The sequence below is a fragment of the Mesorhizobium sp. J18 genome (assembly GCF_007829525.1).
Lineage (GTDB): Bacteria > Pseudomonadota > Alphaproteobacteria > Rhizobiales > Rhizobiaceae > VLJP01.
Window position 1 is genome coordinate 1 of the sequence record NZ_VLJP01000068.1, and the last position, 10,973, is coordinate 10,973.

The following is a 10,973-nucleotide window of genomic DNA, read 5'->3' on the forward strand; positions in this document are numbered from 1 at the left end:
CGTATGAGATATTCTCTGGGCCTTCCGGATGAGGGAGTGTTTGTTGGTCGTGCCAGGACCGCTTCTGCCCGTCATCCCCTGGTGGTGACGGTGCGGGAAGGCGCGGTGCTCGACATCACCTCGAAGGAGGCGCCGACGGTGCGCGACATCTGCGAACTGGATGACCCGGCAGGTTACGTCCGTAAGGCGCAAGGCAGGGTGATCGGCAGTCTTGAGGCGGTGGCGGAAAACAGCTTCGAAGCGCATCGCGACCCGCGGCAGCCCTTTCTGCTTTCGCCRGTCGATCTTCAGGCGGTCAAGGCRTCGGGCGTGACCTTCGTYGTCAGCCTGCTCGAGCGCGTCATCGAGGAGCAGGCGCGGGGCGCGCCGGAAAAGGCCGACGCCATCCGGGCGGACATCGCTTCCCTGATAGGGGACGATCTTTCGCAGCTGAAGCCCGGCTCGGCGGAAGCGGCTGTCTGCAAGGAAAAGCTGATGGCGCGTGGGRTCTGGTCGCAATATCTGGAAGTCGGCATTGGCCCGGATGCGGAAATCTTCAGCAAATGCCAGCCGATGGCCTCGGTCGGCTTTGGCGCCGATGTCGGTGTGCATCCGGTCTCCAACTGGAACAATCCGGAGCCGGAAGTCGCGGTGGTGGCTTCGAGCCGCGGCCGGATTGTCGGCGCCACGCTTGGCAATGACGTCAACCTGCGCGACGTCGAGGGGCGTTCCGCGCTGCTTCTGGGCAAGGCCAAGGACAACAATGCGTCCGCCGCGCTCGGCCCCTTCATCCGCCTGTTTGACGAAAGCTTCTCTCTTTCGGACGTGAAGCGGGCCGAGGTTCGCCTGCGCGTCGAAGGCGAGGACGGGTTCTCGCTCGAAGGGGCAAGCTCGATGGCCGAGATCAGCCGTTCGCCGGAAGAGCTCGTGGCTGCCGCCATGGGGCCGCATCATCAATATCCGGACGGCATGGTGCTCTATCTCGGCACCATGTTCGTGCCTTCGAAGGATCGCGGCGAGGCCGGCAAGGGCTTCACCCACAAGAAGGGGGACATGGTCACCATCCAGACGGACAGCCTTGGGGCACTGGTCAACCGCGTGCTGCCTGCAACCGAATGCGCACCCTGGACCTACGGTGCCAGCCACCTCATGCGCGACCTCGCCGCAGCTCAGATCATCTGAGGAGCCGAGGAGCAGGGTGCCAGAATCGTTGCAGTCATCTTCACCAAAGGAGCGGAACTCAACCTCAACGAGGATCGGGTATCGACCGGCATGAGGGAACACCCGGGCAAGCTGACGGCAAACGCCCGCCATGAGCTTGGGATATGAAGTCCCGAGAGATCCGTTCACATTTGTCAGGATTCGGGAAATCCGCCCAGTTCGAGCAGTCGGTCGCGGTCTTCGAGATCGATATTGATGTCGAACACGACGCCGTCCGTCCGGTAGGTCAATTGAGCGAGGCAGATGACTTCCTTGCGCTCGTTCTGGAAAATGCGGCGCACGCGCACGACCGGATCGTGCACGCGGATGGGCGGCGATACCCGTGAAGTCCTGAGGAAATTCGGCTATACCGACGCGGAACTTTGTCGCCTGGCGGCGGAAGCCATCATCTGATCCGGCTGTCTGTGCCAGGGGCGCTCGATGAACGGGCATGCCTAGCTTTTTGCAGGAAATCGCCTACCAGGGCGGAAAATTCCTCGGGCCGCTGGTACGGGATGAAATGCGCGCCGTCGGGGATCTCGACCAGTCGGGCTTCGGCCAGCCTTTCCTTGATCGCGCGCGCGTGCTCGACCGGAAGCAGGGGGTCCTTGCCGCCAGCGACAATCAGCGTCGGACAGGTGATTTTCCCGAGGAAAGGTTCCGTATCGGCGTCGAGCATGGCCTCGATCTGGAGCGCATAGGCAACCGGGTCCTGATTTGCGAAGCGCCGGAAATAGGCCTCATATGCCACGTCGCGCGGGCAGTCGACAAAGGCCGAATCGACCGCGCCGGGCAGCACGGCCGGCATGCCGCCCTTCCGCGCCGTTGCGGCGCGCATAGCGAGCATGTCGCGTGCGGCAGGCTGCGTTTTGAAGCCGGGATTGCACAGCACGAGAGCGCGGATCGACGCCGGATGGCGGCCTGCAAGGGCGGCCGCGACCATCGCGCCCACCGCGCAGCCCACCGGCACGACGTTGCGCAAGCCGGCACGATCGACAAACTCCGCCAGATCGTCGGCATGCGCTTCGATCGATACCGGCCGGCTGCTGGCGGGTGAAGCGCCCGCACCGCGCAGATCGACCGCGATGCAGCAGTGATGTTCTTCAAAAAATTCGCGACAGCGGCTCCAAAAAGTCAGATCCGCGCCCATGGGATGGATCAGCAACAGCGTGAATGCCGCATCGGTCGGGCCGCCGGCCGAGACATGCAGTGCCGTCGCCTTCGAGGGGCCTTGTTCAGTTCTCACCATTCTTTTCCGGTTGAGCGGCCACGGCATGGGGCAGGGTGAGCGTGCCGGTCTTTTGAAAATAATGTTCGACGCTGGCGAGCGCGGCCGTATGGTTCGCGCGCAGGATTGCGCCCGCCAGATTGGAATCGTGATTCTCGTAGGCTTTGACGAGCTGGATATGGTCCTCCAGCGATCTCGCCATGCGGGTCGGCTGCGACAGGCTCAGCCGGCGGATGGCGAGGCTGCGTAAAAGCAGCGAATCGTGGATGCGCTTGGCCGTGGTGTTGCCCGACAGGCGCGTATCGAAATCGTGGAACTCGACGCTGAGCCAGGAGAAGGCGGTGATGTCGCCGAGTTCGGCGGCCTGCTGCATGCGCGCGAGAATGCCGCGCAGCACCTCGATGTCGGCCTCCGTCGCGCGCTTGGCCGAATCCGTAGCCATCAGCTCGAACAGCACCGTGCGCGTCCGGTAGACTTCACTGACCTCGATCATGGTGTGAACGTGGGCGCGTGGGCGCCGCCGCGGCGGGATATCCACCAGCCCCTCATTTTCCAGCAGGATCAGCGCCTCACGCACAGGCGTGCGGCTTGTCTGGTAGCGCCGGGCCAGTTCCACCGTATTGAGATCGTGCCCAGGCGGGATGATCGCCTCGACGATCTCCGCGCCGATCTCGCAGGCGATCTGCGCCACCAGCGATGGGCGGTCGTGGCGGCTGGCGACGATGGAGCGGATAACGTGCTGGGCCTGCGCCAGCGAGGCCTCGCGGCTCATCGGCACGTGCAGCGCAGCCGTCAGGACTGGCGCCGCTCCCGCCGCTCCTTTCCGTTCCGTGCCGCCTGCATCCGGCATCGCTTCACCTCCCCCTGACGAGCTGATGGGCATCCGGCTCGCGTCCTGTTTGCATTTTCGGGCGGGAACACGCCGCGTCCAGTCCTAGAGAATAGGTGCGATTGGCCGTCTGGAAGAAAAGTGCGTGCTTTTCCTCTTCGGAACGGACCGCAGCTATTTTCTTGAACGCATTCCACAATACGAGGTAGGACGCGGTTCCCTTATCCACGGGAAAATTGCTTTCGAACATGCAGCGTTCCGCGCCGAACAGGTCGATGCAGCGCAGGAAGTACGGCGCCCACGCCTCCGCCAGAGCATCGGAGCTTGGCGGTGCGTCACTCTCGTGGAAATCGAAGCCAGACATCAGCATGCCGAAGCCGCCAAGCTTTACGGTCACGTTCGGATAGCAGGCCAGCCGACCCATGAAATGCTCCCAGTCAGCGAAGACCTCCGCCCTCCGCCCTTGATAGGGGCCGATGCCGATCGGCCCGCCTGTATGGTTTACCACTATCGACAGTTCCGGCATCGCATGGGCGAGGTCGCAGAGCTCGCCGAGCTGGGTGTGGTACATCCACGCATCGAATACAAGGCCGCGGGCAGCGAGTTCGGCGAGCCCGGCGCGGAAGCCGGGATGGTAGAGCAGGCCTGGCGGCGGCAGCAGCACGGAGCCCCGCGCCTCCGGGTCGGCGTGCCAGGCAGAGGCGTTGCGCACGCCGCGGAAACGGCCGCACCCGACCTCAACATGTCGGTCGAGCACGGCCCCCGCTTTCGCGCCGGCGGCGAGATCGACATAGCCGACGATGCCGGCGGCGATACGGAAACGGCCGCCGTCGAGCGCGGCCTGCGCCCTGGTCATCGCGGCCACGGTCTCCGTCTCTCCGAGCGGCCGTTCAAGCGGGTCACCGTCACTGCGCCAGAATTCCTTGCCCTCGACGAAGACGGTGGCGACGACATTGTGCCCTGCGGCGTCCTGCGCCATGTCGGCGGCCAGATAGGGCGCATCGGCCTTGTTCCAGAGGTGGTGGTGGGCGTCGATGATAGGGCGCTTCGGTTCCACCACCGGTTCCTGGCGTAGCGCCAGCCACTCCTTGCGGATCGGGATATGCCGCGGCTTTGGAGTGCTGGCCATGGGTTCCCGCCTCATGCTCAGGGGATGAGGACGCTGGCGCCCTGCGTCTGGCGCGACTCCAGCGCCCGGTGGGCCTCGGCGGCGTCGGCGAGCCGGAAGGTCTGGTTGACCTGGATCTTCACCGCGCCGCGCAGCACTACATCGATCAGGTCGGCGGCGCGCGACAGAAGCTCCGGCCGGCTGCGCACGAACCAGGCAAAGGCCGCACTTGTGATCGTCAGCGAGCCCATCCTGTTCAGCCGGAACAGGTCGAATGGCGGCACGGGCCCTGACGCCGTGCCAAAGCTGACCATGGTGCCGCGCGGCCGCAGGCAGGAGAGTGAGATATCGAACGTGTCGCGGCCGACGGCGTCGAACACCACCGGCACGCCTTCGCCGGCCGTGAGCTGGCGAACGCGGGCGACCACGTCCTCCCGCGTTGAGACCAGCGCGTGACGGCAGCCGTTTTCCAGCGCCAGCTTCGCCTTTTCCGGCGAGCTGACGACGCCGATGACGCGCGCACCGAGATGGTTGGCCCATTGCGACAGGATCAGCCCGACGCCGCCGGCCGCAGCGTGGACAAGGATCGTGTCTCCCGGTCCGACCGGATAGACGCTCTTGAGCAGGTACTGCGCCGTCAGTCCCTTGACGATCATGCCGGCGGCAGTGATGTCGTCGATCTCGTCGGGCAGCACGACGAGCCTGCTGGCGTCGAACAGCCGGGCCTCCGCATAGGAACCGGGCGGAAAGGCCGGGCCGCCGGCGGCATAGGCGACGCGGTCACCGACCTTGACGTCGGTGACGCCGGGTCCTACCGCCTCGACCACGCCGGCCGCCTCGCCACCCAGCACATGTGGCAGCGAGGGCAGCGGATAGCGGCCCTCGCGATTGTGAGTGTCGGCGAAGTTGAGGCCGATGGCGGTGTGGCGCACATATGCCTCGCCGGGGCCAGGCTCACCGATCTCGATATCTTCGTAGCGGAGCTTCTCCGGACCGCCATATTCGTGGATGCGGACTGCCTTCACCATTCTCATTATCCCGTTGCTGTTTTCCGTTCAGCGATCCGCGAACTCGAAGCGCGGAAGCGCCACACCGTCGTCCATGCGGGCGACCGTAAGACGGACACGCCGGCCGATGGGACTGTCGTCGAGCGTCGGATCACTGGTCAGGTTGCTGATGATCGTCGGACCTTCGTCCAGCCTGACGGCGATGACGTTGTAGGGCGCCGGATAGGCCGGCAAATACTGCTTGCGGAAGATGATCCACGAAAGCAGCTCTCCCGTGCCGGTGATCGGCTTCCATTCACAGTCCGGCGAAAGACATTCGTGGCAAGCGGGACCGGGCGGATAGCGCCACGCGCCGCAGGCCGAGCAGCATTGCAGGTGCATGCGGCCGGATTCGGCCAGCAAGTCCCAGAAGGGCTGGTCGTAGAGGCCCAACACGCGCGGCGGGGTAGCGGCGGTCTGCATGCTTACGCTCCGTAGATGATTGAGACGGCCTTGCCGGCGACGTCCGAGGTGTAGTGCACGCGACGGCAGTTCTCGATTTGGCGCGCGCCGCATTCGCCACGCGCCTGCCGGACGCATTCGATCTGGTGGTTCCAACCCTGCATGTAGCTTTCCGACAGGTGCCCGCCGCTGGTATTGGTGGGCAGCCTGCCGGCAAGCCCGATGCCGTCCTCGCGCATGAAGCGGCCGGTCTCGCCGACCTTGCAGTAGCCGTAGCCTTCCAGCGCCAGCGGCACATGGACCGAGAAGCTGTCATAGACCTGGAGGACGTCGATATCCTTCGGATCGAGGCCCGACGTGCCGAATATCTGCTCGGCCACCGCCTGCTGCGCCGGTCGATAGAAGTCGGTCAGGCGGGGCTCCAGGCTGGTCGCGCCCTTGTTGAGGTCGTAGCGGCCGACCGCCTCGATATAGACAGGCTTCGGTGACAGCGTTTTCGCAAGCCCCGCTTCCGCGATGATCAGCGCGACGCCGCCGTCGTTGATGAGGCAGTAGTCGAACAGCCGCAGCGGCTCGGTAATGTAGGGGGCGGCCATGTAGTCTTCGATGGTGATGCGTTTGCGCTGGATCGCGTTTGGATTGACTGACGAACCCTCACGCTGCGCGACCGCGACATGGCCAAGGTCGCGCTCGCTGATGCCGAACAGCTCGCTGTAGCGGCGGAACATCAGCGCATAGAGCGCGCCTTGCGAGGTCATACCCCACGGTGAATGGTAGACATAGGAGAGGAACTGGTCGCCGCCCATCGCCTGCGGACCGCCATACTGGGTTCCGACCGAGCGCTGGTCGTTGCCGTAGACGAGTGCGACAATGTCGGCCTGCCCGCTCTCGATGGCCATGCAGGCCTGTACCACCGACAACACCGCGTCTGCCTGATCGCCCCAGCGCACGTTCATGCCCAGAACCTCGGCCATACGCTCGTAGGCCGTCGTGGGGCCGACGATCAGCCCGTCGATCTTCTCGCGCGCGATGTTGGCATCGGCAAGGGCGTTGCGGAACGCGCTCGCAGCGTAGCCGTAACAGTCGTCCGGGCGTTCGCCGGCGCGCACGCGGGTCCAGTCACCGACCCAGTCGCTGTGCCCCACGCCAATGACGGCGGCCACGCGTTTCAGTGATTTCATTTGAACACCCCTGATGTTTCGAGCGCATCCAGTCTCGCCTCATCCAGGCCGAGCAGGAGCGACAGCACCTCACGCGTGTGCTCACCCAGAAGCGGGGGACGTGAAAGCTCCACCCGTTCCCCGTCGACCTGGTAGGGCGGGGAGGCGTAGAGGCTGTTGCCGAGTTCGGGATGCTCGACGCGTTGCCAATAGCCGCGGCCGGCAAGCTGCACGTCGTTCTCGACCAAATGGCGAGAATTGGCGACCCTGGCGGCGGGAATACCGGCCTGCCGCAGTCTTTCGGCCACCTCGCCGGCCTCGCACGCCGATGTCCATGTCGTCACGATGCCGTCCAGTGCTTCGCGGTTTCCGATCCGTGCGGCGGTGGAAGCGAAGCGGGTATCGTCCGCCAGCCTTGGCTCGCCCATCAGCCGTGCCATCTCGGCCCACGCCGCATCCGAGCCGACGGTGATCGCGCACCAGGCATCCTCGCCCTTGCAGCGATAGATGCCGTGCGGCGCCATCTCGCCCGAGGCGTTCGAGGCCTGTGGCGGTTCCTCACCGGTCATCGCCTGCGCGACGAAGGCAGTACCGATGAAATTAATGGTCGACTCCACTTGCGACAGGTCGATCTTCATGCCTTCGCCGGTCAGCCTCTTGCGCCGCAGCGCCGCCAGCACCGCGAAAGCCGCGTGATAGGGGTTGGCGGCATGATCGGGATAGTGCGTGCCCGGCCCGACGGGATCGCCAGGTCCGTATGCGGTGGACCACATCAGGCCGGTGACGGCGCTGATCGTCATGCCGACGCCGAGCATCTCGGCGCGCGGGCCGTCCTCGCCATACATCGGCATCGACAGGTAGATGATGTCGGGCTTGACGGCGCGCACGGCATCATAGCCGAGACCGAGGCGATCCATCGCGCCTGGTCCAAAATTGTTGGAGATCACGTCTGACTTGCGGATGATGTCAAAGACCAGCGCGCGGCCTTCTTCCGATTTCAGGTCGAGCACGACGCTCTTCTTGCCGGTGTTGCGCGAGGCGAAGTAGCCCGAGCGGTTGACGCCGAACCTGCGGTCCTTAAACGGGCCGCCGGTGCGCACGGAATCGAGCCGCACCGAGCTTTCGATCTTGATCACCTCCGCGCCGAAGTCGGAGAAGATCTTGGTGCTGAACGGGCCCGCGCCCGCCCATGTCAGGTCCGCGAAGCGCACGCCTTTGAGGAAGTCGGGCTTCATGACGAGAGCTCCTTTACAGACGCGTTGTGCTCGCCCAGCGCCGGGGCGCGGGCCGTGGCCCAGACCTGCGGCGTCAGCTTGAAGGGCGCGCCGGGAAAACGTACCAGAGCGCCGTCTTCCATCTCCACCTGCGTGAAGAAGTCGCGATGGGCGAGTTGGGGATCGTCGATCACCTCGGATATGCGGCTGGCCGGTCCCATGACGATGCGGCGGGCGATTGCCTGCCGCGCCATCTCTTCCTTGTCGAACAGGGTCGAGAAGGCGGTGAAGGCGGTACGGAACTCCTCACGCGCCTCGCGCGTCAACCGCCATTCCCGGCTCGACCAGCGCTCGTGCGAGAATATCTTACCGGAGGGGTGGCCGGCCTCGACCATCCACGCCACCAGTGACTTCCATGAATTGCCGACCGCGAGTGGCGAGGCAAGGAAGACGAAGCCGTCGCGGCAGGGGAAGATGTCCTCGGTCGCATCGCGCGTGCCTTCGCCGCCGCGGATCGAGATGCGCTGCTCGAGGTCCCAGACCTGGATGGCGTTCTGAAGCGAATGGGCGATGCATTCCTGCACTGACACGTCGATCAAGTGGCCCTGGCCGGTCGCCTCGGCATGGTGGAGCGCGATCGCCGTCACTGTAGCAGCATAGATCGAGCCGACCATGGTCGCCTGCGAGAAGGGGAGCGCAAGCGGCTCGCGTTCGATGCGTCCGGACATCCAGGCGATACCGCCCGCCGCCTGAAGCACGAGGTCGGAAGCCGGCGCGTCTGCGAGCGGCCCTGTCATGCCGTAAGGCGAAACGGCGGTGATCACCGCCCGCGGATTGGCGGCCCGCAGCCGGCCGATCGCGTCGTAGAGTGGCCCGTCGCGCTCGATGAAGACGGCGCCGGCGCTCGAAACCAGCGCGTCGATCCTGGCTTCGGCTCGCGGGTCGCCGAAGTCGAGCACGATGCTCTTTTTGTTGGCGTTGAGGAAGGCGAAGCGCGGATCGCGGTTTGGCAGAGCCGCGCGGTCGGGCAGACCGTCCGGCGGTTCGACGCGGATCACCTCCGCACCGAGGTCGGCGAACAGTTTGCCCGCGTAGACGCCGTAGCGGTGCGTCAGGTCAAGAATGCGCATCCCGTCATAAGGCTGCGGCTGCTTTGGTTTCCGCAAGGCGGCCATGGGGCTACATCTGCTGCGGGAGATAGAGCGCGATCTGCGGGAAGATGAGCAGCAGCGCCAGCATCAGGAACGAGGCGAAAATGAACGGCGTGAGCGAGCTGAAGATTTCCTCCAGCCTGACGAGGTTGCCGGCTGCGCCCTTGACGACGAAACAGTTGATACCCACCGGCGGTGTGACGGCCCCGATCTCTGCCAGCACGATCACGTAGACGCCGAACCACAGCGGGTCGAAGCCCAGCCCCATCATGACGGGATGGGTAATGGGCAGCGAGATCGCCAGCAGCGACGGCGCGTCCATCAGCATTCCCAGGATCAGGTAGACAAGGGTGACGATGGTTACCACCATCCACACCTCAAGGCCGCCGCCGACGAGGATGTTCTGGATGAAGCCAGATACGCCGCTGAGCGCGAGAAAGCGCGCGAACAGCAGGCCGCCGATGATGATGGCGAAGATCATCGCCGTCAGCGTCACCGTCTCCAGAAGCGTCTTGCCCAGTTCGAGCTTGCGCAGGCTCTTCTGGCGTAGCAGCGCCATGATGAAGGTGACGAGCGCGCCGATCGCGCCGGCCTCCGTCGGGGTGAACACACCCGCATAAAGGCCGCCCATCATAGCCGCAATGACTGCAAACAGTGGGCCTACCATGCGCAGCGCCCACATTTTCTCCCTCCAGCTGTAGATGCGATCGTCCCGCGGAGCCCTGGCGGGGTTCGTGAGCGCCAGCGTCAACACCGTTGCGCCGAGGATGATTGAGAAGATGATGCCCGGAAGGATACCGGCGATGAGCAGCTTGCCGATCGCGGCGTTGGTGAGGATGCCGTAGACCACCATCAGAGCGCTGGGCGGAATCAGTACCGCCAGCGTACCCGCGATCGCGATTGACGCGGCCGCAAAGCCGCGATGGTAGCCGCGGTTGATCATCTCCGGGAGCGCGAGCTTGGTGAACAGGGTCGCCGTGCCGACGCTGGAACCGGACGCGGCGCCGAAAGCGGCTGCCGCGCCGGTGCTTGCCACTGCAAGGCCTCCGGGAAGCCGGCCAAGCCATTTGGTGCAGGCGTCAAACAGATCATTGCCGATGCCGGCCCGCATGGCGAAGAAACCCATCAGCAGAAACATCGGAATGACGCTGAAGTGGAAACTGCTGACCACCGAGAAGTAAATGGTGCCGAGCACCGAGATCGCCGGCAGCATCCCGTTCATGGCGACGATGCCGATGAAGCCGACACCGGTCAACGCCATCATGATCGGCGCGCCAAGCAGGATCGAGCCGAGGAGGAGCGCAATTCCGATGAAGCCCACGGCGAGATCAGACATGGGCATGTACCTCTGCATCGTCGGGATGACGGTGGAAATCGCGGATCAGAAGCGTACCGACAGCATCCAGCAGGAACTGAACCGAAAGGAGCAGCGTGGCGACACTGATGGCCATTTTGGAAGGCCAGAGCGGGAACTGGATCGTCGCGCCCCAGATCTGTTCGTTCATGCGATACGACCGTGATCGGCCCCCACGGACGGGTCCAATTTGATTGTTAGTGCAATGATGGTCGCGGCGCCAGCGCGGGCGGCATTGCTGGTTGGGGTTGCAGGGCCGCCCGCGCGAATGCCGGGATGAAGACCTCGGGTGCCGGCGGCTT

12 protein-coding genes are annotated in these 10,973 nt (G+C 64.8%); 1 reads left to right on the plus strand and 11 read right to left on the minus strand.

All coding sequences use genetic code 11. The features are described from left to right. Window positions 1-3 precede the first annotated feature (3 nt). On the plus strand, window positions 4-1,161 hold the full coding sequence (locus tag L598_RS19310; RefSeq protein WP_144865338.1) for a fumarylacetoacetate hydrolase family protein: 1,158 nt from the start codon (window positions 4-6) through the stop codon (window positions 1,159-1,161). A 173-nt stretch (window positions 1,162-1,334) separates the two neighbouring features. Here L598_RS19310 and L598_RS21540 read toward each other — a convergent pair whose 3' ends face one another. From L598_RS21540 to L598_RS21545, 11 genes are all read right to left on the minus strand, one after another. After that, a complete protein-coding gene (locus L598_RS21540) occupies window positions 1,335-1,502 on the minus strand; it encodes a hypothetical protein (RefSeq protein WP_186445112.1) in 168 nt (55 codons plus the stop codon). An 83-nt stretch (window positions 1,503-1,585) separates the two neighbouring features. Then, complete coding sequence (locus tag L598_RS19315) at window positions 1,586-2,425, minus strand: alpha/beta hydrolase (protein ID WP_186445113.1); 840 nt, start codon at window positions 2,423-2,425, stop codon at window positions 1,586-1,588. After that, a complete protein-coding gene (locus L598_RS19320) occupies window positions 2,415-3,179 on the minus strand; it encodes a GntR family transcriptional regulator (protein ID WP_186445114.1) in 765 nt (254 codons plus the stop codon). The genes L598_RS19315 and L598_RS19320 overlap by 11 nt, the downstream gene beginning before the upstream one ends. 82 nt (window positions 3,180-3,261) lie before the next feature. Continuing rightward, window positions 3,262-4,365: an amidohydrolase family protein gene (locus L598_RS19325; RefSeq protein ID WP_144865326.1), complete on the minus strand. Its 1,104-nt coding sequence runs from the start codon at window positions 4,363-4,365 to the stop codon at window positions 3,262-3,264. A gap of 17 nt (window positions 4,366-4,382) precedes the next feature. Further along, on the minus strand, window positions 4,383-5,372 hold the full coding sequence (locus L598_RS19330) for a quinone oxidoreductase (RefSeq protein WP_144865328.1): 990 nt from the start codon (window positions 5,370-5,372) through the stop codon (window positions 4,383-4,385). Between the two features lie 27 nt (window positions 5,373-5,399). Further along, on the minus strand, window positions 5,400-5,813 hold the full coding sequence (locus L598_RS19335) for an OB-fold domain-containing protein (RefSeq protein ID WP_210245031.1): 414 nt from the start codon (window positions 5,811-5,813) through the stop codon (window positions 5,400-5,402). A gap of 2 nt (window positions 5,814-5,815) precedes the next feature. Further along, window positions 5,816-6,973: a thiolase family protein gene (locus L598_RS19340; RefSeq protein ID WP_144865330.1), complete on the minus strand. Its 1,158-nt coding sequence runs from the start codon at window positions 6,971-6,973 to the stop codon at window positions 5,816-5,818. Next, window positions 6,970-8,187: a CoA transferase gene (locus L598_RS19345; RefSeq protein WP_144865332.1), complete on the minus strand. Its 1,218-nt coding sequence runs from the start codon at window positions 8,185-8,187 to the stop codon at window positions 6,970-6,972. The genes L598_RS19340 and L598_RS19345 overlap by 4 nt, the downstream gene beginning before the upstream one ends. Next, a complete protein-coding gene (locus L598_RS19350; RefSeq protein WP_144865334.1) occupies window positions 8,184-9,341 on the minus strand; it encodes a CoA transferase in 1,158 nt (385 codons plus the stop codon). The genes L598_RS19345 and L598_RS19350 overlap by 4 nt, the downstream gene beginning before the upstream one ends. A gap of 4 nt (window positions 9,342-9,345) precedes the next feature. Then, the gene (locus L598_RS19355) at window positions 9,346-10,671 is read right to left on the minus strand and encodes a TRAP transporter large permease (protein WP_144865336.1); all 1,326 of its coding nucleotides are present in this window, start codon (window positions 10,669-10,671) and stop codon (window positions 9,346-9,348) included. Further along, on the minus strand, window positions 10,646-10,822 hold the full coding sequence (locus L598_RS21545) for a hypothetical protein (RefSeq protein ID WP_186445116.1): 177 nt from the start codon (window positions 10,820-10,822) through the stop codon (window positions 10,646-10,648). The genes L598_RS19355 and L598_RS21545 overlap by 26 nt, the downstream gene beginning before the upstream one ends. Window positions 10,823-10,973: the final 151 nt, after the last annotated feature.